We start from the raw sequence: 23382 nt of genomic DNA, 5'->3' as shown, positions 1-23382 counted from the left end.
GAGGTCGTCGTCCACCGTCGCCGCACCGGCACCTCCCTGGTGATGATGCTGTTCGCCCTCGCGCTGGGGGCGGCTGGCTACGTGCTCACGAGCCTGAACCAGAACGGCACCTTTCCCGCCGACTGGCTGATGTCGGCCGGGCCGCTGCAGTTCGGCGGGCCCTGGTTCGTGGGTGTGGCCGCCTGGTTCGCCCTGGGGCTGCTGTGCTGGGGCATCACCGTGTGGCGCCTGCCGTACGCCGACCCGCTGATCCTGCCCGTGGCGTTCCTGCTCACCGGGCTGGGGGTCTCGATGATCCATCGCCTCGACCAGGCCGACGGCAAGCGCAGCGCCGAGCTGCAGATGCTGTGGCTGTTCCTGGCCGTGGCCGTGTTCATCGCCGTCGTGGTCTGGTTGCGCGACCACCGCCGCCTGCAGCGCTACACCTACCTGTGGTTCCTGGCCGGCTTCCTCCTGCTGCTGGCGCCCCTCCTGCCGGTGCTGGGCAAGGAGAACCACGGCGCCCGCATCTGGATCGAGGTCGGCCCCTTCAGCTTCCAGCCCGCCGAGATCGCCCGCATCGTGCTGTCGATCGCCTTCGCCGCCTACCTGGTGGAGAAGAAGGACGTGCTGGCGATGGCCGGACGCCGCTTCCTGGGCATCGACTTCCCCCGACCGCGCGACCTGGGGCCCATCCTCATCGCGTGGGGCTTCGCCCTGGTCATCCTCGTCTTCCAGAAGGATCTCGGCACCACCCTGCTGTTCTTCGGCCTCTTCGTGGCGATGCTGTACGTCGCGACCGAGCGGCCCAGCTGGGCGATCCTCGGCACGCTGATGGTGGTCGTCCTCGGCGTCGTCGGCTACAACGCCTTCGGCCATGTCCAGACCCGCTTCGAGTCGTGGCTGAACCCGTTCGCCGACTACGACCGCAACGGCCAGGTCATCAACGCACAGTTCGGGTTCGCCTGGGGCGGCCTGTTCGGCAGCGGCTGGGGCGAGGGGCGTCCGTACCTGACGCCGCTGGCCAAGAACGACTTCATCGCCGCCGCCCTGGGCGAGGAGCTCGGGCTGTTCGGGCTCGTCGCCGTGATCCTGCTGTTCGGTTTCATCGTCGCCCGCCTGTTGCGCGCGGCGCTCGGGTCGGGCGAGGGCTTCGGCAAGCTGCTGGCCACCGGCCTGGCGTTCGTGTTCGCGCTGCAGGTGTTCGTCATCGTCGGCGGAGTCACCCGCCTGCTGCCGCTGACCGGCCTCACCACGCCGTTCGTGTCGCAGGGCGGCAGCTCGCTGCTGTCGAACTTCCTCCTGCTCGGGCTGATGCTGACGATCACCCACCAGGTCCGCCGCCCGCCGCTGGAGCACGCCGAGACCGGCGAGTACGTCCTGCTCTCGGCCGACGCCACGCAGACACTGCCGGTCGTCGGGGGGGCACGCGCGGCGACCGAGCCCGCCGCGCCCGCCGCCGGGGCCGTCGACGCACCGCGTCCGGACCCCGAGGACTTCGGCGCCCCCGGCCCCGAGCCCATCGCCGCCTCACCGATAACCGCACCTCCGCCGGACGGGGAGGCGCCGTGAACGGCCCCATCCGCCGCGTCGCGGTCGTCGTGATGCTCATGTTCCTCGCGCTCATGCTGAACGCGTCCTACAGCTACGTGTTCCGCACCGAGTCGCTCAGCTCCGACCCGGCCAACCGCCGCGTCCGCGACGCCGAATTCGGCACCGACCGCGGCGACATCCTCGTCGGCAACACCCCGATCGTCACCTCCACCCCGGTCGAGGACCGGTTCGGCTTCCAGCGCACCTACAACCAGGGGCGGCTGTACGCCGGTATCACCGGCTACTACTCGTTCCTGTACGGCGGGTCGGGGCTGGAGCGGACGTACTCCAGCCAGCTCGCCGGCACCTCCGACGTACAGGTGCTGCAGAACATCGTGGACGCCGCGTCCGGCAGGCGTCCGCAGGGCGCCAGCCTCCAGACGACCCTGGACGCCCGCGCCCAGCAGGCTGCTGCGCAGGCCCTGGGCGACCGCCCCGGCGCCGTCGTGGCGCTGGACTACACCACCGGCGGCGTGCTGGCGATGGTGACCTCACCGTCGTTCGACCCCAACGCTCTGGCATCCCACGACATCGCCGCCACCCAGACCGCGTGGCAGCAGCTCAACGACGACCCGGCCAAGCCACTGACGAACCGGGCCGTCCGCGAGGTGTACCCGCCCGGGTCGACGTTCAAGCTCGTCGTCAGCGCCGCCGCACTCGAGTCGGGCATGACCCCGGACACCACGGTCGCCTCGCCGGCGTCCCTGCGCCTGCCGGACTCCACGTTCGAGATGACCGGCGACTGCGGCGGCGAGGAAGTCTCGCTGCGCCAGGCGCTGCAGGTCTCCTGCAACACCGCCTACGCGCTGCTCGGCGACCAGCTGGGCGCTGACGCCCTGCGCCGCCAGGCCGAGAAGTTCGGCTTCGGCTCGCCGGTGATGCCCGAGCTGAACGGCGTCCCCTCGCGCTTCCCCACCGACCCGGACCGGGCGCAGACCATGCTCAGCGCCATCGGCGGTTTCGACGTCGCCGCGTCACCACTGCAGATGGCGATGGTGGTCGCAGGCATCGCCAACGACGGCGTCGTGATGGAGCCGCACGTGGTCAGCCAGGTGCGCGGCGCCGACCTGAACGTGATCAGCACGCACGCACCGCGTCCGCTTTCAACGGCCATGTCCGGCGCGAATGCCCGCGCCCTGCAGGACATGATGGTGAGCGTGGTTGAGAACGGGACCGGCCGACGCGCCCAGATCCCCGGCGTGCGCGTCGGGGGCAAGACGGGCACGGCCGTCACGGCGTCCGCCGGCAGCGGCTCGACCCGCGTCCCGTACGCCTGGTTCGTGGCCTTCGCCGAGGATCCGACGGTCGCCGTCGCGGTGTTCGTTCAGGACGCCGGGGTCGACGGCTCCGAGATCTCCGGCGGGCGCTACGCCGCCCCCGTCGCCCAAGCCGTGATCGAGGCGGTGCGATGACCGACGAACACATCCCCCGCAGGGCCAAGCAGGGCCCTGACGGGTACGCGCAGGAGCGGGACCGATCGGGCCCCGACCCGCACAGCAGGGAGGGCAACATGACCGACCAACCCAGGATCCTGGGTGGCCGCTACGAGATAGGCCGCGTCATCGGTCGAGGCGGGATGGCCCTGGTCAGCCAGGCGCGCGACCTGCGGCTCGGCCGCGACGTGGCCATCAAGGAACTGCGCACCGACCTGGCCGGCGACCCGACGTTCCAGGCGCGCTTCCGCCGCGAGGCCCAGGCCGCCGCCGGCCTCAACCACCCGAACATCGTCTCGGTCTACGACACCGGCGAGGAGATGGACCCGCAGTCCCAGACGCCCGTGCCGTACATCGTCATGGAGCTCGTCCAGGGCCGGACGTTGCGCGACATCCTCCGCGACGGCCGCAAGATCCTGCCGCGCCGGGCGCTCGAGTTCACCGTCGGCGTCCTCGAGGCGCTGGCGTACAGCCACAAGTCCGGCATCATCCACCGCGACATCAAGCCGGCCAACGTCATGCTGACCTCCACCGGCATCGTCAAGGTCATGGACTTCGGCATCGCCCGGGCCGTGGCCGACACGTCCTCGACGATGACGCAGACGGCCGCCGTGATCGGCACCGCCCAGTACCTCTCCCCCGAGCAGGCCCGCGGCGAGACCGTGGACGCCCGTTCCGACATCTACTCCGCCGGCTGCCTGATGTACGAGCTGATGGTCAGCCGCCCTCCGTTCCAGGGCGACTCACCGGTCTCGGTGGCCTACCAGCACGTGCGCGAGCAACCGGTCCCGCCCTCGCAGCTCGACCCCGAGATCACCGCCCCCATGGACGCGGTCGTGCTCAAGGCCCTCGCCAAGGACCCCGACGACCGGTACGCCACGGCCGGGGAGATGCGGGACGACGTCCAGCGCATCCTCGGCGGCCAGCGGGTCACCGCCACGCTGCCGCCTCCCGTCCCCCCGCTGGTGGCCGCACCCAGCGCGTCCGCCGCCTCCGCGGCGACCGCCGTGCTGCCCGCCGGTGCCGCCGCCGCAAACATCCCCGTCGACCAGACGATGGGCGGGATGGGCGCCACGATGGGCACCGGCACCATGCCTCCCGTGGGCCCCGAGCAGCGCAGGAGCCGCGCCGGCCTGTGGTGGACGCTCGCGATCGTCTCCCTGCTTCTGGTCGGCCTCGTGGCCGGCTGGCAGCTGATGCTGCGCAACCAGGAGCCCGCGGTCAAGGAGGTGCCGGTCCCGGCCGGCCTGCTCTACAAGACCGAGGCCCAGGCGACCGCCCTGCTCCTCGAGGTGGGCCTGAAGGCCCGCACGTCCAGCGAGGAGACGGCGGACGCCACCACCATCGGCCAGGTGCTGCGCACCGACCCGATCGCCGGCACCCCCGTGCCCGAGGGCAGCGAAGTGCTGCTGGTGATCAACGCCGGCCCGAAGATGGCGACGATCCCCGAGGGGCTGTTGCGAATGAAGGAGGAGGACGCCCTCAAGGCGCTCGCCGACGCCGGGCTCACCGGGCGCGCGGTCGCGGCCAACGACGAGGACAAGGACGACGTCAAGGGCACGGTCATCAACGTGACGCCTGCCGAGGGTACGTCGATCCCCGCCACGCAGGTCGTCACGCTGACCATCGCCACCGGCCAGAGCCGCCTGCCGTCCCTGTTGGGCATGACCCGGGAGGAGGCACTGCAGGAGGCGGCCGACTACGGCTTCAACAACCTCGTCTTCGAGCCGGAGGACGGCACCACGGTGCTCCGCACCGACCCGCAGCCCCAGACGCTCATCGACCGGGACGCCCGGGTGACCGTCCACCTCCAGCCGGCGGCGCCGAGCCCCTCGCCGACGCCGGCCCGTCGGACGCCCGACCCGACGACGGAGCCCGACCCGAGTGAGCCCACCCCGTCGCCATCGCCGACCCCATGACGCCCGCGGGTATGCTGTGGCACGTCCCCCCTGAGCAGGAGTGAACGCACGTGCCGGAATCCAAGAGCCGCAAGCAGGCCGACCTCAAGAAGAAGTCCGCCCGCCAGGCCGCCGTCGCCGAGGAGCGTGCCGAGAAGAAGAGACTCGGCAAGGCGGGCCTCGGTGAGTCCCGCGGTTGGGTCGTCCCCACCTTCATCACCCTGATGCTGCTCGGCGTGCTGTGGCTGGTCGTGTGGTACCTGACGGCGTCCACAGGCATCTACGTGCCCGGCATGAGCGACATCGGCAACTGGAACCTGCTGATCGCGATGCTGCTGATGGGCGGCTCCTTCGGCGTCGCGACGCTCTGGAAGTAGTGCCGAGAGGAGCGGCCATGGACACGGGTGACACGCTGCGTCGCGCCCGCGACAAGGCGCGCGCCACCCGCGGACCGCTCCGCATCGCGACGGTCGTCGTGTGCGTCCTGGCCGGCTTCATGATGGCGACCGGCGCGCTGGCGTCACGCGGGAACGACCTGCGGCCCGCGCGCACCACCCAGCTTGCCGCCCTCGTCCAGGCCGAGGCCGACCGCGCCGACCAGCTCGCCCGGACGGCCGCGAATCTGCGCTCGGAGGTCGACGGTCTGGCGCGCACGCGTGCCGACGACGCGGGCGGCCCCGCGGTGGCTGACCTGACGGCTGCGGCCGAGCGGGCCGACTCCGTGCCTGTGTCCGGCCCCGCGCTGACCGTGACGCTGCGGGACGCCCCCGCGTCCGTGCAGCCGGCGGGCGTGGACGCCGACCTGCTGATCGTCCACCAGCAGGACATCCAGGCCGTCGTGAACGCCCTGTGGGCCGGCGGCGCGGAGGCCATGACCATCCAGGGCCAGCGCGTCTCGTCGCGGACGGGCATCAAGTGCGTCGGCAACACGGTCGTGCTGCACGGCGTCCCGTACGCCCCGCCGTACCGGATCACCGCGATCGGCGACGTGGCGCAGTTGGAAGATGCTCTGCGGACCAGCGACTACCTGCGCCTCTACCGCCAGTACGTGGACGCCTACCGTCTCGGCTACGACGTCGCCCGCGCCGGTCGGGTCGAGATGCCCGCCTATGCCGGCCCCGCCGAGTTCACCCACGCGGAGGTCACCCGCTAGCCCGCCGAGGGCTTGGGTTCGATCCGTCGAGGGCTTGGGTTCGGGACGCCGAGGGCTTGGGTTCGGGACGCCGAGGGCTTGGGTTCGGGACGCCGAGGGCTTGGGTTCGCGGCATCGGCGAGAATGTCCCCATGGCTCGGATCCTCGTCGTGGACAACTACGACTCGTTCGTGTGGAACATCGTCAGCTACCTCGCGCAGATCGGCGCCGAGGTGGAGGTGTGGCGCAACGATGACCCCCGCTTCGACGACGAGTCCTGGACTGACGGGTTCGACGGCGTCCTGCTCTCCCCCGGTCCCGGGACGCCCGAGGCCGCCGGCGTGTGTATCGACGTGGTGCGCACCAAGGGCGAACAGATCCCCATCTTCGGCGTCTGCCTGGGCCTGCAATCGATCGGCGTCGCGTACGGCGGCGTCGTCGGGCGGGCACCCGAACTGCTGCACGGCAAGACGTCGCTCGTGCACCACGATGGACGCGGCGTGTTCGCCGGCCTGCCCAACCCGTTCACGGCGACGCGCTATCACTCGCTCGCCATCGACCCCGAGACGGTGCCGGACGAGCTGGAGGTCAGCGCCCGCACCGATTCCGGCGTCATCATGGCCGTCCGGCACCGGACGCTACCGGTCGAGAGCGTGCAGTTCCACCCCGAGTCGGTGCTCACCGAGGGGGGCTACCAGATGCTCGCCAACTGGCTGGCGGCCTGCGGCGACACGGACGCCCCGGCCCGTGCGGCCGGCCTCGCGCCGCTGATGTCCGCGCGCTGAACCCAAGCCCTCGGCGTCCGGAACACAAGCCCTCGGCGTCCGGAACCGAAGCCCTCGGCGGATCGAACCCAAGCCCTCGGCGGATCGAACCCAAGCCCTCGACGGGGGGGCTGTCAGCCCTGGGGCTTGAGCAGCGGGAAGAGGATCGTCTCGCGGATGCCCTTGTTGGTGAAGAGCATGATCAGGCGGTCGATGCCCAGGCCCAGGCCGCCCATCGGCGGGGCGCCGAACTCGAGGGCGTTGAGGAAGTCCTCGTCGAGCTGCATGGCCTCGGGGTCGCCCTTGGCGGCCAGCAGCGACTGCTCGGTGAAACGCTCGCGCTGGATGACCGGGTCGATCAGCTCCGAGAAGCCGGTGCCGCGCTCCATGCCGCCGATGATGAGGTCCCAGGCCTCGACCAGACGCGGGTCGTCGCGGTGCGGACGGGCCAGCGGCTGGGCGATGGCCGGGTAGTCGCACACGAACGTGGGCTGGATCAGCGTGGGCTCGACGACCTCCCCGAACAGCTCCATCGCGAGCTTGCCGTCGGAGAGCTTGGGGTCGAACTCGACCCCGTGCTGCTCGGCGAGCTCCTCCAGCTCGGCGCGGGTGGTGTCGGGCGTGATCTCGCGGCCGAACGCCTCCGACAACCCGGTGTAGAACGGCAGCCAGAGCCACTCGCCGTCCAGGTCGATGACCCCGGCCTCCGTCTCGACCTGGCGCGAGCCGACGGCGTCCGCGGCGTCCACGATCACCTGCTGGATGACCGCGGCGATGCCCTTCTGGTCGATCCAGGCCTCGTAGCACTCCAGCATCGTGAACTCGGCCGAGTGCGAGCTGTCGATGCCCTCGTTGCGGAAGATCCGGCCCATCTCGTACACCTTCTCGGTGCCACCGACCATGGCGCGCTTGAGGTAGAGCTCGAGCGCGATGCGCAGGGTCATGTCGATGTCGAACGCGTTGAGGTGCGTCGTGAACGGGCGCGCGGCGGCGCCGCCGTGGATCAGCTGCAGCGTGGGCGTCTCGACCTCGATGTAGCCCAGCCGGTGCAGCGTTTCGCGGACGCTGCGGGTGATCGCCGCCCGCGTCCGCACCATGGCGCGGGCGTCGTCGCGCACGACCAGGTCTGCGTAGCGCTGGCGGACGCGGGTCTCCTCCGACAGCTCGTTGTGCAGCGTCGGCAGCGGGCGGAGCGCCTTGGACGCCAGCACCCAGTCGGTCGCCATGATCGACAGCTCGCCGCGCTTGGACGCGATCACGCGGCCCGTCACCGACACGAAGTCCCCCAGGTCGGTGTCGGCCTTCCAGGCGTCCAGCGAGTCCTGGCCAACCTCGGCCAGCGAGAGCATGACCTGCAGGCGGTCGCCATCGGCGTCCTGGGTGAACTGGTCGGCCAGCGTCGCGAAGCACAGTTTGCCGGTGTTGCGCTGGAACATGATCCGCCCGGCTACGCTCACCACGACGTCGGTCTCCTCGCCCGGCGCGAGGTGGCCCCACTCGGCGCGCACCGCGGCGAGCGCGTGCGTGCGCGGCACCTCGACGGGGTACGGCTGGCGGCCCTCGGCCAGCAGCCGCTCGCGCTTGGCCAGGCGCACCTGGACCTGCTCGGAGACGGACGGCTGGGGGGCGGCGGACGCCGCGCGCTGATGCTTGTCGTTCACCCCGCCACCCTACCGAGAACCGCCGCGGACGAAGTGGGATGCTTGGCTCGTGAAGTGCTCCGCCCCGAAGCTCGCGTCCCTGGCAGGCACGGCCGCCCTGCTGGCGGGGTGCGCCCTGACGACACCGTCGACCGGCACGTCCGTCCCGGCGCCCCCATCTTCCCCGGCCGCACACGCCGCAACCCCCGCCGCACCCACGCCGGCCGGCACCGCGTCCGGCGCACCCGCCCCCGCGAGCGTCCCGACGTTGTTCGCGGTACAGACGCTGCTGAATTCCCCCACCGAGCTCGACATCGCGGTCTTCGGCGACTCGACCGGCGACGAGATGACGGAGTGGCCCGCCCTGTGGGCCACCGAGATGAGCAGCGACCACGCCGTGACCCTCAACCGATGGATCACGAGCTCGGGCCGGTACGAGGAGCGCGTCCTGAGCGGTGACGGCCCGCACCGCACCGTGTGGAACTGCTCGGTCAGCGGCTGGAAGCCGTCGAACTTCTACGACCACGTCGACGACTGCCTGCCCGAGGCCCCCGACGTGGTGGTCATCTCGCTCGGACACAACAACAATTCCGACCCGACCCAGGCACTCCCCCAGCTGCAGACGCTCCTGGGCCTCGTGCGCGATCAGGCCACCCCGGACGTCCCGATCGTGATCACGATGCAGAACCAGGTGACCACCCCCGAGCGGCTCCCCGCCGCCGACGAGGTGACCCGCCTCATCGCCGAGTGGGCCATCGAGGAGAAGTACCCCATCATCGACGTCTACCACGCCTTCACCGACGCCTCCGGCGGCGCCGGGCCGCTCCTCAAGCCCGACGGACTGCACCCCAACGAGGCCGGCTCGGTGCTGTGGGCCGACACGGTCGTGGAGACGTTGACCCCCTGGCGTTCCTGAGGCCGTCTAGGGTTGGAGCACCCTCGTGGAAGGAACGCCCATGCCCAACGGGCCCGTGACCCTCGTCATCCTCGGTGCCTCGGGTGACCTCACCCGCCGCCTGCTCCTGCCCGGGCTGGGCACGCTGCTGCGGACCCGCCCCGACCTCGACGTGAAGCTGGTCGGCGCAGCCTTTGAGGCGCTCGACGAGGCGGAGTGGCGCAAGCGCGTCAGCGAGGCGCTCGCAGACGGCGGTTGCCGGGTGGAGCGGGCCGAGCGGATGGCGTCCGAGACCCGCTACGCCCAGCTCGACGTGACGGACGGCGCGGCGATGAAGGCGTTCCTGGCCGACATCGACGAGGCCGGACGCCCCATCGTCCTGTATTTCGCGCTGCCGCCGGCGATCAGCCAGAAGGCGTGCGAGGTGCTGTCGACGCTCGAGCTGCCAGTGGGGCTGCGCGTGGCGATCGAGAAGCCGTTCGGGTCGAGCCTGGAGTCGGCCAGGGCGTTCAACCAGCTGCTCACGTCCGTGGTGCCCGAGGAGCGGATCTTCCGCGTCGACCACTACCTCGGCAAGGCGACCGTAGTGAACCTGCTGGGCATCCGCTTCGGCAACCGCATCTTCGAGCCGGTGTGGAACGCCAACAACATCGAGCGCGTCGAGATCATCGCCGACGAGGGGCTCGCCCTCGAGGGCCGCGCCGGGTACTACGACAAGGCGGGCGCACTGAAGGACATGATCCAGTCGCACCTGCTGCTGGTGATGGCGATCTTCGCCATGGAGGAGCCGGCCAACATCGACGCCGTCGAGCTGCGCGACCTCATGATGCACACGCTGCGCGCGACCAAGCTGTGGTCGGGCGAGGGCGAGGTTCCGTCGCGGCGCGCGCGGTACGCGGCCGGCACGATCGACGGACGTGAGGTGCCCGACTACACCGCCGAGCCGGGTGTCGACCCCGCGCGCCAGACCGAGACGCTGGCCCAGCTCACCGTGGAGATCTGCAACGCCCGCTGGGCCGGTGTCCCCTTCCGGCTGCGGTCGGGCAAGGCGCTGGGTGACGGGTTCCGCGGCATCGTGGTCAAGTTCAAGCCGGTGGCGCACCTGCCGGGCGGGTTCCACAACGAGGCTCCCCCCAACGTGATGGTGATCGGCATCTCGCCGGAGAGCATCGCGCTCTCGATCACCACCAACGCCGAGGGCGACCGCTGGGACCTCGAGCAGACCACCCTGTCGACCGAGCTGTCGGAGTCGCCGATCCGCCCCTACGGCGAGATCCTCGACGGCATCCTGTCCGGGGACCCGCTGCTCTCGGTGCGGGGCGACGTGGCCGAGGAGTGCTGGCGCATCCTCACGCCGGTGTTCGAGGCGTGGTCGTCCGGCGAGGTGCCGCTGGACGAGTACACCGCGGGCTCGTACGGCCCCACCTCCTGGAACTGAGCGCCGAGGACTCACCTAACTACCGCCGAGGACTCGTGGTCGTCATGACGACCACGAGTCCTCGGCGGTAGTTGGATGAGTCCTCGGCGGGTTCGGCGGTGGCGCTCAGCCCTTCACGCCACCGGCGGTGAGGCCGGCGACGATGTACTTCTGCAGGTACATGAACAGCAGGATGATCGGGATGGCCGCGACCACCGCGCCCGCCGCGAACAGCGACCACGGGGCGTTGCGCTCGTCGGAGGCCCACACGTACAGGCCGACGGCCAGGGTGTAGTTCTCGGGCCGGGCCAGGATGATCCGGGCCAGGATGAACTCACCGTAGGTGCCGACGAAGGACAGCAGCCCGACGACCGACAGGATCGGCGTGACGAGCGGCATGATCATCCCCCAGAAGATCTGGGCGTGGGTGGCGCCGTCGATCTTGGCGGCCTCGTCCAGGTCGTCCGGGATCGTGTTGAAGAACCCGTACATGAGGAACGTGTTCGCACCCAGCGCGCCGCCCAGGTAGACGGCGATGAGGCCCAGCAGCGACCCGATGCCGAGCACCGGGAAGATGTCGCCGATGGTGAGCAGCAGCAGGAAGATGGCGACGAAGGCCAGCATCTGCGGGAACATCTGGATGATGAGCAGCGCGGTCAGCGACCCGCGGCGTCCCTTGAACCGGAACCGGCTGAAGGCGTAGGCCGCGGCGGCCGCCATCAGCACCGTCCCGACCGCGGTGGCCGTGGCGACGATGAACGAGTGCAGCATCCAGCGCGGGAACAGCGACCCCAGCAGGGTCTGATAGTTCTCGAGCGAGACCTTCTCGAACAGGCGGATCGAGCCGGTCAGGGTGCCGCCCGGGTTGAACGAGGCCGACATCACGTACAGCAGCGGGAACACACAGATCGCGATCATGACGAGGGCGACGATGTGCTTCCAGCCGACCTCCTTCCACCAGCGCAGGCCGCTGACGGGGGACTTGTTGGCGTTCTCGAGCTTGACGGCCATCACATGATCTCCTCGAGCTTGCGGGTCTGGCGGAAGCCCAGCCACGAGATGAAGCCGACGATGAAGAAGATCATGATCGACATCGCGCTGGCGAGGCCGTACTGCTTGACGCCCGACTCGAAGGCCACGGAGTAGACCATCGAGATCAGGATGTCGGTCTCACCCATGATGATCGGCAGGCCCGGGTAGTTGGGACCACCGCCGGTCAGCATGTAGATGAGCGAGAAGTTGTTGAAGTTGAACGCGAACGACGCGATCAGCAGCGGCGCCACCGACACCATCAGCAGCGGCAGGGTGATCGACCAGAACCGGCGCATCGGGCCGGCGCCGTCCATGACGCCCGCCTCGGTGAGCTCGCCGGGGATCGCCTGCAGCGCACCGGTGCAGATCAGGAACATGTAGGGGAAGCCCAGCCACAGGTTCACCAACAGGATCGAGATCTTCGCAAGGTCACCGTCGCCGAGCCAGTTGATGTCGGCACCGCCGAGCAGCATGTTGTTGATGATGCCGAAGTCGCGGTTGAGCATGCCCTTCCACACCAGCGCAGCTAGGAAGCCCGGGAACGCGTACGGGAGGATGAACATGGCCCGGTAGAACGTGCGGCCCTTGACGCGCGGGTCGTTGAAGATGACCGCGAGGGCGAGGCCGAGCGCGAAGGTGGTCAGCACCGACAGGATGGCGAACGCGAACGTCCAGGCCATGACCGACAGGAACGGGCCCTGCAGGCGGCTGTCGGTGAACATGCGGGTGAAGTTGTCGGTACCCACGAAGACGCGCCAGCCGGGGTTCAGCGACGAGCCGTCCTCGGCCACGTAGAGGCCCTGCTTGGGGTCGGCCTTGTAAACCTTGCCCTCGGCGTTGGTGAACGTGTCGGCGGCCTCGTCGTAGTCGAGCAGCGACTTGGCCGTGTAGGCGGTCGAGCCGTTGTCGGTGCGCAGCCAGCCGTCGTCGGGGTTGTCGGAGACGGAGACGCGCAGCCCGAGCACGTCGGCCTGGCGCTGCTGGATCTCGGAGATCGGCAGGATCGTCGCGCCGGGCACCTCGGTGACGCGGTTGTTGTCGGACGCCGCACCGGCCACCTCGGCCAGCGGCTGCTCCGCGGTGCCCGCCTTCACGACGCCGTCGTCGACGATCGCGAAGCCGAGCTGACCGTTCTGCTCGAGGACGGCGACAGGATGGGTCGGCGTGCCCTCGACGCGGCGGTCGGAGGTCTTGAGGATCTGGGTGATGGCCGGGCCCTTGGCGTCGTTGTGGCCGTCACCGTAGTTGGTGAACGCGACGTAGGCGGTGTTGCCCATCACGTAGAGCTGGTACACCAGCAGGAACGCGAGCCCGGGCAGGAGGTACTTGGCCGGGATGGCCCGCTTGCTGAAGTAGACGTAGTTGGCCACCACGAGCAGGGCGGCGAGCGCGGCCAGGACCCAGTACTCACCCTGCGCCCAGGAGGCCATGATCCCGTACACGCCGAAGGCGTTGACGAGGGCCATCAGGACGAGCTTCACGTAGAAGCCGGGGCGGGACAGGTCGCGCGCGTGCGAGAGCGGTGGCTTGGTCGGCGCCGGCGGCGCCTGCTTTGTGTCGAGGGACACGTCGTTCCTTCCCTTCCGGTCGCGTCAGTGCGGCCTGGCAAGCAAAGTGGGCGGGGCGAGAAACCTCACCCCGCCCATCTTGTCACAAGTGGCTCAGAAGCCGGCCTTGATGTTCTCGACCATGGTCTTCCAGGCGGCGACCGGGTCGGCGGCCTGACCGTTGATGATGCTCACCTCAGTGTTGCCCCAGTGGCTCCACACGGCGCCCATCTCGGGGATGGAGGGCATGGGCTGGCCGTTCTTGCCGGCCTCGGCGAAACCGGCGAGCAGCTCGTCGGTGATGCCCTCGGCGACCGAGGTGTCGGCCGGGACGCGACCGCCCAGGTCGAACAGCTTCTGCTGGGCCTCGGTGGTGGCCATGTAGTCGAGGAACTGGTTGGCGAGGATGCCGTTCTCGGACTTGGAGGAGAGGTAGACACCCTGGACACCCAAGAACGGGGCGGAGGGCTGGCCACCGGCGGAGGGAACCGCCAGGACGGAGATGTCCATGCCGGCCTCGGTGAAGGCGGCGGTGTTCCACGGACCCGTGATCATGTACGGGCTCTTGCCGTCGAGGAAGGCCTGCTTGGCCTGGTCGCCACCCATGGAGACGGACGCGACCTTCTCGTCGGCCAGCTTCTTCAGGTAGGTCGCGAAGGCCTCGCCCTCAGCACCCTCCATGCCCAGCTCGTTGGTGTAGGAGCCGTCGGCGTTGGACTTGAAGACCGGGGCGCCGAAGGAGGTCTGGATCGGGTACATGTGGTACGCGTCACCCCCGTCGCCGACCTGGATGATGGCCGGGAACTCGGCGCCGGCGCCCTTGCCCTGCTCGATCAGGGCGTCGAACGTGTCCGGGGTGTCCTGGACGATCTTGTTGTTGCGGACCAGCGCGATGTTCTCGACCGCGTAGGGGACGCCGTACAGGGCGCCGTCGTACTGGAAGGCGGCGACGGTGTTGTCGGCCAGCTTGCCCTTGTCGCCGAGCTCGATCGGGGAGATCAGGCCGTTGGAGACGAGCTCACCGGTCCAGTCGTGCGCGCCGACGATCAGGTCGGGGCCCTCACCGGTCGGGGCCTGGGCCACGAAGTCGGTCTTGATGTCGGCGGTCGGCTTCTGCACGACGTCGAGGGCGACGCCGGAGGCCGAGACGAAGTCCTCGCCCAGCGCCTTGAAGTCGTCGATGCGGGTCTCGTCGACCCAGATGGTCAGGTTGCCGGCGGCGGCCGCAGGGGTCGTCGCAGCGGCCGCGGTCGAGGCGGTGGCCGGCGTGGTGGCCGGGGCACCCGTGCTGCCACAGGCGGCGAGGCTGAGGGCCACGCCTGCGGCCAGCATCGTGACGATGCTCTTGCGCATTGGTTTCTCCTTCAATGAGGACGGCTCCCGTGCCGGCCCCGTGGGTTGGCCCAACCGTACCCCATCCGCCTGCAAGTTTCAGGGGCCTTTTTCGTAACGATTTCATCACCTGGCGTGATTGCTGCGGGCCCCTGCGCCACTGTTGAGGCAGGGACGATGCCCTGACAAAATTACTTGTCGAGGTGACCAATCTGAACCCTCCTGCAACGCTTGCAGTAAGGTGGCGCATTACCCCGGTATCCCGGAGGAGGGAGGGGCACCCGATGACGTCCGTTGCCAAGGCGCGGCTGGCCGACCTGGCCGCCGCGGCCGGTGTCTCCACCGCGACCGTTTCGCGCGTGCTCAACGGCAAGCCCGGCGTGCGCCCCGACACCCGCGACGCCGTCCACGCGGCGGCGGAGGCCATGGGCTACACGCTGGAGAAGACGGGCCCGCGGCGTCCGGGGCCGGTGGCGATCATGCTGCCCGAGCTGTCCAACCCTTCGTTCACCGCGTTCGCCGAGATCCTCGACTCGCTGCTGTACGCCGCGGGCGTCCGCACGTTCGTGTGCCCCGCCGGCCCAACCGGCATGAGCGAGGACCAGCACCTGGCCGCCCTCCTCGACATCAACCTCGCCGGCATCGTGTCGGTCAGCGGCATCCCCGCCAACAACACCCTGTCCGTGGAGCCCTACCAGCGCGTGATCGCGAGCGGCATCCCGACCGTGTTCATCAACGCGCCCTCGGACGAACTGGCCGCGGGCTTCTTCTCGTGCTCGGACGCCGAGGCCGTGGCCGCGTCCGTCGCCCACCTGCGCACCCTCGGCCACACGCGCATCGGCCTGGCCGTCGGCAACGAGCGGTTCACGCCGGCCCGCCGCAAGGTGGCCGCTTTCCGCGCGCTCGGGTTCGGCCCCGACAGCGTGGCCACCACGATGTTCACCGCCGAGGGCGGCCAGGTCGCGGCCGGGCGGCTCATCGCATCGGGGCACACCGCCGTCGTGTGCGGCTCGGACCTCATGGCGCTGGGCGTCGTCCGCGAGGCGCACGTGCGGGGGATGTCGGTGCCCGAGGACCTGTCCGTGGTCGGTTTCGACGACTCGCCGCTGATGGCGTTCACCGACCCGGGCCTGACGACGGTGCGCCAGCCGGTGCGCCCGATCGCCGAGGCGGCCGTGTCGGCGTTGCTGCGCGCCATCTCCGACGGCACGACGCCGGACCCGACCGAGGTTCTGTTCCACCCGGACCTGATCATCCGCCGCTCGACCGGGCCCGCGCCCTCGCGTCCGGCGATCCACGTCTGACCGTGCGACACATCTGAGTGACGGATCGCACGCCCTGGCGTGCGATCCGTCACTCAGAGTTGTCGCACGCCGCGTTCGTGGTCGAGCAGCCACCGCTTACGGTCGACGCCGCCCGCGTAGCCGGTCATCGCCCCCGAGGCGCCGACCATCCGGTGGCAGGGCACGATGATGCTGATCGGGTTGCGGCCCGTCGCCGCCCCCACCGCCCGGGACGCCCCGGGCCGGCCGAGCGCGGCCGCCACCTCGCCGTAGCTGCGGGTCTCCCCCGCCGGGATCGCGCGCAGGGCGTCCCACACCTCCTGCTGGAACGCGGTGCCGCGCGGGGCCAGTTCCACGTCGAAGTCGGCGCGCTCGCCGGCGAAGTACTCGGCGAGCTGGGCGACGGCGTCCGCGGCGACGGTGTCGTCGCGCTCCCCCAGCGCCTCGGGCAGCGGGAAGTACTTCTGCCCGTCGGTGTAGAGCGCACAGAGGGTGCCCGCGTCGTCGACGACCAGGGTCAACGTGCCGACGGGCGAGTCGATGGTGCGATGCTTCACGAATCCTCCTGCGGCAGGTGGTTGATCGGGTGGTCGAGGGCCGCCCACAGGTGCTGGGTGGCGTAGGCGCGCCTCGGACGCCAGCGTGTGGCGTGCGCGTCGAGGTCGGTGATGCCCAGGCGCTCGGCGCCCTTGACGACACCGAGGTCACGGGCCGGGAAGGCGTCGGGGTCGCCGAGCGATCGCATGGCGACGATCTCGACGGTCCACGGGCCGATGCCGCGCAGCGAGGCCAGCGCGGTGCGGGCGGCGTCCCGGTCGGCACCCGGCGACAGATCGACCACACCGGAATCCAGCGCGCGTGCGAGGCCGACGAGCGTGGCGAAGCGGGAGTCCGGGCCCGCGAGCGCATCGCGTGCTGGATTCGTGAGGGCCTCGGCGGTGGGGAACAGGTGGGTGAGCCCACCGACCGGGTCGGTGACCGGGACGCCGTACGCCTGGACCAAGCGGGCGGCGTGGGTGCGGGCCGCGGCGGTGGAGACCTGCTGGCCCAGCACGGCGCGCAGCGCGAACTCCTCGCCGTCGACCGTGCGGGGCACGCGACGCCCAGGGGCGGCCTCGACCAGCGGGGCCAGCGCGGGGTCGGACGCCAGCGCGGCGTCCACGGCAACGGGGTCGGCGTCCAGATCCAAGAGCCGACGGCACCGCCCGATGGCGGGGGTCAGGTCGCGCGGGTCGGCCAGGTGGAGCGTTGCGGCGACGTGGTCGTCGCGCGGGGCAAGGGAGGCGAAGCCCGGGCCGTGCGGGAGGCGGAGCGTGCGCCGGTAGGCGCCGTCGCGCCACTCCTCCACGCTGGGGACGGCAGTGGCGGCCAGATGTCCGAAGACGTTGGAGGGGTCGAAGGGCCGCCTGAACGCCAGCCGCAGCGATACCTCGAGCAGCCGGTCGGGACGGGCGGTGGCGTGGGGACTGCGCCGCTGGGCCCGCAGCGTGGAGGGCGTGCTCGCGTACGCGGCTCGGACCGTGTCGTTGAAGGAGCGGATCGACCCGAACCCGGCGGCGAAGGCCACCTCGGGCAGCGGCAGGTCGGTGGTCTGCAGCAGGATCCGCGCGGTGTGGGCGCGCTGGGTGCGAGCCAGCGCCAGCGGTGAGGCGCCGAGCTCGTCGAGGGTCAGGCGCTGCACCTGCCTGACCGAGTAGCCCAGCCGGGACGCCAGGCCGTCCACGCCCTCGCGGTCGACGACCCCGTCGCCGATCAGCCGCATCGCGCGCGCCGTCGTGTCGGCGCGCACGTCCCAGTCGGGCGAGCCGGGGACGGCGTCCGGCCGGCAGCGCTTGCAGGCGCGGAACCCGGCGGCCTGGGCCGCGGCCGCGCTGGGGTGGAACGTCATGTGGTGGTGCGCCGGGGTGCGGGCGGGGCACGACGGCCTGCAGTAGATGCCGGTGCTGGTGACGCCGGTGTAGAAGCTGCCGTCGAACCGCGCGTCGCGGCTCGCGACGGCCGCCAGGCAGGTCTCACGATCGAGCATCACCCGTTCATGGTCGCGCGTGTCGACGGGCGCGGTCTAGCAGGAAGGCGACACGGCAGCACGAGCCCTCGGCGGGAAGCGTGGCTCAGGTCCAGCCCTCCCGGGGCGGCCGGCACGCGGACGGGCAGGGCGCCCGCGTGCACCTCGCACAGCATCGCGCGGACCTGGCCCACGGCGTCCCCGTCGAGCTCGCCCTCCTCCGGGCTCCCGAGCAGCACCTCCACCTTCTGGGCCTGCACGCGCTTCACCGACGGGTGGCCCAGCCGGTGGCGCGTGGCGAAGTCGAGCAGCACCGAACCCCACCCGAGGAACCCCTTCGGGGAGACCACGAGGGCGTCCAGGAGGCCGTCGTCGACGCGGGCGTCCGGCATGAGCTTGGCGCCGGCGGTGAGCTCGCCGCAGTTGCCGACCATGACCGTGCGGGCGTGCTGGCTGCGTGCGCGGTGGCCGTCGGCGACCACGCTGACGCGGAACCCCTTGCGCAGCAGCGACTTGCCGGCCGCGAGCACGTAGGCGATCCAGCCGACCTTCTTCTTCACGTCCTCATCCACGTTCGCCATGGTCTCGGCGTCCAACCCCACCCCGGCCGCGACGAGGAAAACCTCCACGTCGCCGTCGTCGAAAGAGGCCCGCCCGACGTCGATGCGCCGGGTCGTGCCGGTCAGCGCGATGCGGAGGGACTCGGCCAGGTCGTCGATCGGCAGCCCCAGGTTGCGGGCGAGCAGGTTGCCCGTGCCGGCGGGCAGCAGGCCCAGCGGCACCTCGGCCTCGTCGTCCGGCGGGCGCACCTCGAGCAGGCCTTGCACCACGGACCGGACGGTGCCGTCGCCGCCCAGCGAGCACACCAGGGTGGCACCGTCGCGGACGGCCTGCACCGCCTGCCCGCGACCGGGGTCCTCCACGGTCGTCTCGTACCACCGCGGCTCCGGCCAACCAGCCTCGGCCGCCACCACCGCGGTGCTGCCCTTCACCTCGTCCAGATCGGAGAACTTGGACGGGTTGGCGACGATCGCGACCACTCCGGGTTGGCTCATGCGAAGAGCCTAGTTCCCGCGCTCGCCACCGGTTGCCACACGACCGGGACGGTCGGGCTACGGTCGAGGACGAGAGAGAAGCGAGGCCCGATGCTCGAGGTGACGGTCGTCGGCCGGCTCTGACCCCGGCAGTGCAGCTCTGTCCGAGCGCGCACGTATGATTCCCGCGTGACCCGTGCCCCCAGCCCCGCGCCCCCGGCGACTTCATCCGGCGGGCCGGCGCCCACGGCGTCCCGCGTGGCTCCCGCCAAGCGCGGCGCCCTGACCCGAACCCTGCGCACGTACCTGCGTCCGTACGTCGGCCCCCTGGTCGCCGTCGTGCTGCTGCAGCTGCTCTCCAGTGGCGCGTCGCTGTTCCTGCCCACGCTGAACGCCCGCATCATCGACGAGGGCGTGGCGGTCGGCGACATCGGCGCCATCTGGCGGCTCGGCGCGCTCATGCTGGGCCTCACGGTGGTGCAGATCATCGGGCAGGCGTCCGCGATCTACTTCGGTGCGCGCACGGCGATGGGGTTCGGGCGCGACCTGCGCGCGGCGATCTTCGACCGGGTGCTCTCGTTCAGCGCCCGCGAGGTCAGCCAGTTCGGGGCGCCCAGCCTGATCACGCGCACGACCAACGACGTCCAGCAGGTGCAGCAGCTGGTCATGATGACGGCGTTCATGATCGTGGGCGCGCCGATCATGATGGCCGGCGGCCTGTTCATGGCGCTGCGCGAGGACATCGGGCTGAGCTGGCTCGTCGCCGTCGCGGTGCTCGGCATGGGCGCGGTGATCATCGTGATCCTGCTGCAGGCGCTGCCGCTGTTCCGGCAGCTGCAGACCCGCATCGACACCCTCAACCGCGTGCTGCGCGAGCAGATCAGCGGCCTGCGGGTCATCCGCGCGTTCGTGCGCGAGCCGCACGAGGCCGCCCGGTTCGAGCGCGCCAACGGCGACCTCACCACCACGTCGCTGCGGGTCGGACGCCGCATGCTCACGTTCTTCCCCGTGGTGCAGCTCGTGATGGCGACCTCGTCGGTGGGCGTCATGTGGTTCGGCGGCCTGCGCGTGGACGCCGGAGAGATGCAGATCGGCCAGCTCACCGCGTTCGTGCAGTACCTGACGATGATCCTGATGAGCGTGATGATGTCGACGATGCTGCTGATGATCGCGCCGCGCGCGCAGGTCTGCGCCGTCCGCATCCAGGAGGTGCTGCGGACGAGCTCATCGGTGGTGCCGCCGACCGACGGCGTCCGCGAGGGGCTGTCCCACGGCGAGGTGCGTCTGGACCACGTCACGTTCAGCTACCCCGGCGCCGAGGTGCCGGTGCTCAGCGAGATCTCCTTCACCGTCCGGGCCGGCGAGACCACGGGCATCATCGGCTCGACGGGCTCGGGCAAGTCGACACTGATCAGCCTGATCCCGCGCCTGTTCGACGCCACGGGCGGGCGCGTGCTCGTCGACGGCGTGGACGTCCGCGCCCTCGACCCCGAGGTGTTGTGGACCTCCATCGGCCTGGTGCCCCAGCGTCCCTACCTGTTCACCGGCACGGTGGCGTCCAACCTGCGCTACGGCAATCCCGAGGCGACCGACGAGGAGCTCTGGCACGCCCTCGAGGTCGCCCAGGCGCGCGACTTCGTCGAGAGCATGCCCGGCCAGCTGAACGCCCCCATCGCCCAGGGCGGGACCAACGTGTCCGGCGGACAGCGGCAGCGCCTGTCGATCGCCCGGGCGCTGGTGCGGCGTCCGAACGTGTACCTGTTCGACGACAGCTTCTCAGCCCTCGACGTCGCCACGGACGCCCGCCTGCGGGCCGCGCTGGCGTCCGAGACGGCGGACGCCGCGGTGGTGATCGTCGGCCAGCGCATCGCCACGATCCGGGACGCCGACCAGATCGTCGTGCTCGACGACGGCCGCATCGAGGGAATCGGCACGCACGAGCACCTGCTGGCGACCTGCCCGACGTACGCCGAGATCGTGGAGTCCCAGTTCAAGGCGGAGGAGGCGGCATGAGCAAGGTGTCGGACGCCCCCGAGCGCCCCAAGCACGGCCCACAGGTGCGCGGCCACGGCCCCGGCGCGATGGGCCCGCAGGAGAAGGCGATCAACTTCCTGCCCTCGCTCAAGCGCCTTCTCGGCACGCTGCGGCCCGAGCGCACCAAGATCATCCTCGTCGTCGCGCTGACGGTCGTGGCGCAGGTCGCCAACGTGGTGAACCCGGCGATTCTCGGCGAGATGACCAACCTGCTCTTCCGCGGCCTCCTCGGTAAGGACATGGCTGCCGGCGCCTCGCTGGAGTCGGTCGTCAACGACCTGCGCGCCCGCGGGCAGGGCACCTACGCCGACCTGGTCGCTGGCATGGACGTGGTGCCCGGCCAGGGCGTCGACTGGGAGGCCGTCGCCCGGGTCGGCTGGCTCGCCGTCGGGCTGGCGGTGGGCGGCGCGGCCGTGATGTGGGCGTCCGGCTGGCTGCTGAACGACGTGGTGCAGAAGTCGGTCTACCGGCTGCGCGCCGACGTCAAGGCCAAACTCGACAGGCTCCCGCTGGGCTACTTCGACCGGCAGCCGCGCGGCGAGCTGCTCAGCCGGGTCACCAACGACATCGACAACGTCGCCACCTCGCTGCAGCAAACCCTGTCGCAGCTGCTCAGCAACCTGCTGACGCTGGTCGGCGTCCTCTTCATGATGTTCTGGGTCTCCCCTCTGCTCGCGCTGGTGGCGATCGTGTCGGTGCCCCTCTCGATGGCTGCGGCGATGGCGATCGGCAAGCGGTCGCAGTCGCGGTTCGCCGCCATGTGGAAGTCGACGGGCGACCTCAACGCCCAGGTCGAAGAGGCCTACACCGGCCACGCGCTGGTCAAGGTGTTCGGGCGCTCGCGCGAGGTGGCGGCAGCGTTCCAGCGCGACAACGAGAAGCTGCACGACGCCGCCTTCGGAGCCCAGTTCATCTCGGGGTTGATGATGCCGGTGATGTTCTTCATCGGGAACCTGTCCTACGTCGTCATCGCCGTCGTGGGCGGCCTGCGGGTGGCGTCCGGCCAGATGTCGCTGGGCGCGGTGCAGGCGTTCATCCAGTACTCGCGCATGTTCAGCCACCCCATCACGTCGGTGGCGTCCATGGCGAACCTGCTGCAGTCGGGTGTCGCGTCCGCCGAGCGGGTCTTCCAGGTGCTGGACGCCGACGAGCAGGTGCCCGACACCCCCGGCGCCCTGCCGGCACCCCTGCGCGGTCGGGTGGCGTTCGAGGACGTGACGTTCCGCTACGAGGAGGACCGCCCGCTGATCGAGCGGTTGTCGTTCGTCGCCGAGCCCGGGTCGACGGTCGCCATCGTGGGGCCCACCGGCGCCGGGAAGACCACGCTGGTCAACTTGCTGATGCGCTTCTACGAGCTGGATTCGGGCCGCATCACAGTGGACGGGGTGGACATCGCGTCGGTGCCCCGCGCCGAACTGCGCGCCCGCACCGGCATGGTGCTGCAGGACACGTGGCTCTTCGGCGGGACGATCAGGCAGAACATCGCCTACGGGCGTCCGGGCGCCACCGAGGACGAGATCCTGGCTGCGGCGACGGCCACCTACGTGGACCGCTTCGTCCACTCGTTGCCCGAGGGCTACGACACGGTCATCGACGAGGAGGCCTCGAACGTCTCGGCGGGCGAGCGGCAGCTGATCACGATCGCGCGGGCGTTCCTGGCCGACCCGTCCATCCTGATCCTGGACGAGGCGACCAGCTTGGTCGACACCCGCACCGAACTGCTGCTGCAGCGCGCCATGGCCGCCCTGCGCACCGACCGCACGGCGTTCGTCATCGCGCACCGCCTCTCGACCATCCGGGACGCCGACGTGATCCTCGTCATGGCCGAGGGACGCATCGTCGAGCAGGGTTCTCACGACGAGCTCCTGGCCGCCCGGGGCGCCTACTTCGACCTGTACCAGTCCCAGTTCGCCGGAGCGGTTGAGTAGAACCCCTTTACTTGGCCCCGCCGGCTGGGTCACTGTTTCCTCCATCGGAACACGAAGGAGGAACCACTTCGTCACGCCGACCTGGATCCCCGTCGTCGCGGGGCTGTGCACCTTCTACCTGGTCGGCCCGTGGACGGGGCGCCCGCTGGAGCAGTTCTCCATCGCGCTCGTCCTGCTCGCCATCGGCGCCGTGCTGGGCGTGGTGACGTACCTCATCAACAGAACGATCAAGAACCGCCCGACGCAGATCTCCCACGAGGAGTACCTGAGCTCGGACGGCACCCGCAACTAGACCCCGCCGCGGCGAAGCGGGAGGCACGACCACAGCCCCGGCTTTGACTGCCGACAGCCCCGGCGTTGAATGCCGACGGCCCCTGACCGGGGCTGTGGGCGTCGAAACCCGGGGCTGTGGGCGTCGAAACCCGGGGCTCTCGGC

19 protein-coding genes are annotated in these 23382 nt (G+C 70.6%); 12 read left to right on the top strand and 7 right to left on the bottom strand.

Annotation, left to right across the window (positions count from 1 at the left end; genetic code table 11):
• Positions 1 to 42 precede the first annotated feature (42 nt).
• The 6 genes from ET989_RS07565 (at position 43) to ET989_RS07540 (ending at position 6820) form a co-directional block, all read left to right on the top strand.
• Positions 43 to 1551: an FtsW/RodA/SpoVE family cell cycle protein gene (locus ET989_RS07565; protein ID WP_131168003.1), complete on the top strand. Its 1509-nt coding sequence runs from the start codon at positions 43 to 45 to the stop codon at positions 1549 to 1551.
• Positions 1548 to 2984 (top strand): peptidoglycan D,D-transpeptidase FtsI family protein, encoded by a 1437-nt coding sequence (locus ET989_RS07560; protein ID WP_131167932.1) that lies wholly within the window; start codon positions 1548 to 1550, stop codon positions 2982 to 2984. The genes ET989_RS07565 and ET989_RS07560 overlap by 4 nt, the downstream gene beginning before the upstream one ends.
• 98 nt (positions 2985 to 3082) lie before the next feature.
• On the top strand, positions 3083 to 4924 hold the full coding sequence (gene pknB / locus ET989_RS07555) for a Stk1 family PASTA domain-containing Ser/Thr kinase (protein ID WP_131168002.1): 1842 nt from the start codon (positions 3083 to 3085) through the stop codon (positions 4922 to 4924).
• A gap of 50 nt (positions 4925 to 4974) precedes the next feature.
• Complete coding sequence (locus ET989_RS07550) at positions 4975 to 5280, top strand: cell division protein CrgA (RefSeq protein ID WP_131167931.1); 306 nt, start codon at positions 4975 to 4977, stop codon at positions 5278 to 5280.
• Positions 5281 to 5297: 17 nt separating this feature from the next.
• Positions 5298 to 6056 carry a DUF881 domain-containing protein gene (locus tag ET989_RS07545; RefSeq protein ID WP_131167930.1) on the top strand — a complete coding sequence of 253 codons (759 nt, stop codon included), beginning with the start codon at positions 5298 to 5300 and terminating at the stop codon, positions 6054 to 6056.
• Positions 6057 to 6187: 131 nt separating this feature from the next.
• Positions 6188 to 6820: an aminodeoxychorismate/anthranilate synthase component II gene (locus ET989_RS07540; RefSeq protein ID WP_131167929.1), complete on the top strand. Its 633-nt coding sequence runs from the start codon at positions 6188 to 6190 to the stop codon at positions 6818 to 6820.
• A 113-nt stretch (positions 6821 to 6933) separates the two neighbouring features.
• Here ET989_RS07540 and lysS read toward each other — a convergent pair whose 3' ends face one another.
• The gene (lysS, locus tag ET989_RS07535; protein ID WP_131167928.1) at positions 6934 to 8460 is read right to left on the bottom strand and encodes a lysine--tRNA ligase; all 1527 of its coding nucleotides are present in this window, start codon (positions 8458 to 8460) and stop codon (positions 6934 to 6936) included.
• A 49-nt stretch (positions 8461 to 8509) separates the two neighbouring features.
• Between lysS and ET989_RS07530 the strand changes: the two genes are divergently transcribed.
• The gene (locus ET989_RS07530; protein ID WP_131167927.1) at positions 8510 to 9355 is read left to right on the top strand and encodes an SGNH/GDSL hydrolase family protein; all 846 of its coding nucleotides are present in this window, start codon (positions 8510 to 8512) and stop codon (positions 9353 to 9355) included.
• A 40-nt stretch (positions 9356 to 9395) separates the two neighbouring features.
• Entirely contained in the window at positions 9396 to 10772 is a 1377-nt protein-coding gene (locus tag ET989_RS07525) for a glucose-6-phosphate dehydrogenase (RefSeq protein WP_131167926.1), read from the top strand.
• Positions 10773 to 10877: 105 nt separating this feature from the next.
• On the opposite strand, the gene ET989_RS07520 is transcribed toward ET989_RS07525, so the two are convergent.
• The 3 genes from ET989_RS07520 to ET989_RS07510 form a co-directional block, all read right to left on the bottom strand.
• Positions 10878 to 11762 carry a sugar ABC transporter permease gene (locus tag ET989_RS07520; RefSeq protein WP_131167925.1) on the bottom strand — a complete coding sequence of 295 codons (885 nt, stop codon included), beginning with the start codon at positions 11760 to 11762 and terminating at the stop codon, positions 10878 to 10880.
• A complete protein-coding gene (locus ET989_RS07515; protein ID WP_241656258.1) occupies positions 11762 to 13351 on the bottom strand; it encodes an ABC transporter permease subunit in 1590 nt (529 codons plus the stop codon). Before ET989_RS07515 ends, ET989_RS07520 begins: the two co-directional genes overlap by 1 nt.
• 93 nt (positions 13352 to 13444) lie before the next feature.
• The gene (locus ET989_RS07510) at positions 13445 to 14683 is read right to left on the bottom strand and encodes a sugar ABC transporter substrate-binding protein (protein WP_131167924.1); all 1239 of its coding nucleotides are present in this window, start codon (positions 14681 to 14683) and stop codon (positions 13445 to 13447) included.
• Between the two features lie 263 nt (positions 14684 to 14946).
• Between ET989_RS07510 and ET989_RS07505 the strand changes: the two genes are divergently transcribed.
• Complete coding sequence (locus ET989_RS07505; protein ID WP_131167923.1) at positions 14947 to 15966, top strand: LacI family DNA-binding transcriptional regulator; 1020 nt, start codon at positions 14947 to 14949, stop codon at positions 15964 to 15966.
• A 53-nt stretch (positions 15967 to 16019) separates the two neighbouring features.
• On the opposite strand, the gene ET989_RS07500 is transcribed toward ET989_RS07505, so the two are convergent.
• The 3 genes from ET989_RS07500 to ET989_RS07490 are packed head-to-tail and all read right to left on the bottom strand — an operon-like array spanning position 16020 to position 19005.
• A complete protein-coding gene (locus tag ET989_RS07500) occupies positions 16020 to 16502 on the bottom strand; it encodes a methylated-DNA--[protein]-cysteine S-methyltransferase (RefSeq protein WP_131167922.1) in 483 nt (160 codons plus the stop codon).
• Positions 16499 to 17971 carry an AlkA N-terminal domain-containing protein gene (locus tag ET989_RS07495; protein WP_180320767.1) on the bottom strand — a complete coding sequence of 491 codons (1473 nt, stop codon included), beginning with the start codon at positions 17969 to 17971 and terminating at the stop codon, positions 16499 to 16501. The genes ET989_RS07500 and ET989_RS07495 overlap by 4 nt, the downstream gene beginning before the upstream one ends.
• Complete coding sequence (locus ET989_RS07490) at positions 17971 to 19005, bottom strand: diacylglycerol/lipid kinase family protein (protein ID WP_131167920.1); 1035 nt, start codon at positions 19003 to 19005, stop codon at positions 17971 to 17973. The genes ET989_RS07495 and ET989_RS07490 overlap by 1 nt, the downstream gene beginning before the upstream one ends.
• A gap of 237 nt (positions 19006 to 19242) precedes the next feature.
• Between ET989_RS07490 and ET989_RS07485 the strand changes: the two genes are divergently transcribed.
• Genes ET989_RS07485 through ET989_RS07475 form a run of 3 tightly spaced genes read left to right on the top strand, consistent with a single transcriptional unit; the run spans position 19243 to position 23238 of the window.
• On the top strand, positions 19243 to 20997 hold the full coding sequence (locus ET989_RS07485) for an ABC transporter ATP-binding protein (protein WP_421958214.1): 1755 nt from the start codon (positions 19243 to 19245) through the stop codon (positions 20995 to 20997).
• Complete coding sequence (locus tag ET989_RS07480; RefSeq protein WP_131167919.1) at positions 20994 to 22946, top strand: ABC transporter ATP-binding protein; 1953 nt, start codon at positions 20994 to 20996, stop codon at positions 22944 to 22946. The genes ET989_RS07485 and ET989_RS07480 overlap by 4 nt, the downstream gene beginning before the upstream one ends.
• Complete coding sequence (locus ET989_RS07475) at positions 22939 to 23238, top strand: TDT family transporter (protein WP_131167918.1); 300 nt, start codon at positions 22939 to 22941, stop codon at positions 23236 to 23238. The genes ET989_RS07480 and ET989_RS07475 overlap by 8 nt, the downstream gene beginning before the upstream one ends.
• The last annotated feature ends 144 nt before the right edge of the window (positions 23239 to 23382 follow it).

The sequence above is a fragment of the Propioniciclava sinopodophylli genome (assembly GCF_004324755.1).
GTDB lineage: Bacteria > Actinomycetota > Actinomycetes > Propionibacteriales > Propionibacteriaceae > Propioniciclava > Propioniciclava sinopodophylli.
Note: the sequence above shows the minus strand (reverse complement) of the source record. Positions and strands in the feature narration are given on the sequence as shown.

Excerpts from the sequence above, each read along its gene's own strand:
- ET989_RS07565 (WP_131168003.1), top strand. The coding sequence starts at position 43 with ATGATGCTGTTCGCCCTCGCGCTGGGGGCGGCTGGCTACGTGCTCACG.
- pknB (WP_131168002.1), top strand. The coding sequence starts at position 3,083 with ATGACCGACCAACCCAGGATCCTGGGTGGCCGCTACGAGATAGGCCGC.
- ET989_RS07545 (WP_131167930.1), top strand. The coding sequence starts at position 5,298 with ATGGACACGGGTGACACGCTGCGTCGCGCCCGCGACAAGGCGCGCGCC.
- ET989_RS07540 (WP_131167929.1), top strand. The coding sequence starts at position 6,188 with ATGGCTCGGATCCTCGTCGTGGACAACTACGACTCGTTCGTGTGGAAC.
- ET989_RS07525 (WP_131167926.1), top strand. The coding sequence starts at position 9,396 with ATGCCCAACGGGCCCGTGACCCTCGTCATCCTCGGTGCCTCGGGTGAC.
- ET989_RS07520 (WP_131167925.1), bottom strand. The coding sequence starts at position 11,762 with ATGGCCGTCAAGCTCGAGAACGCCAACAAGTCCCCCGTCAGCGGCCTG.
- ET989_RS07510 (WP_131167924.1), bottom strand. The coding sequence starts at position 14,683 with ATGCGCAAGAGCATCGTCACGATGCTGGCCGCAGGCGTGGCCCTCAGC.
- ET989_RS07505 (WP_131167923.1), top strand. The coding sequence starts at position 14,947 with ATGACGTCCGTTGCCAAGGCGCGGCTGGCCGACCTGGCCGCCGCGGCC.
- ET989_RS07495 (WP_180320767.1), bottom strand. The coding sequence starts at position 17,971 with ATGCTCGATCGTGAGACCTGCCTGGCGGCCGTCGCGAGCCGCGACGCG.
- ET989_RS07490 (WP_131167920.1), bottom strand. The coding sequence starts at position 19,005 with ATGAGCCAACCCGGAGTGGTCGCGATCGTCGCCAACCCGTCCAAGTTC.
- ET989_RS07480 (WP_131167919.1), top strand. The coding sequence starts at position 20,994 with ATGAGCAAGGTGTCGGACGCCCCCGAGCGCCCCAAGCACGGCCCACAG.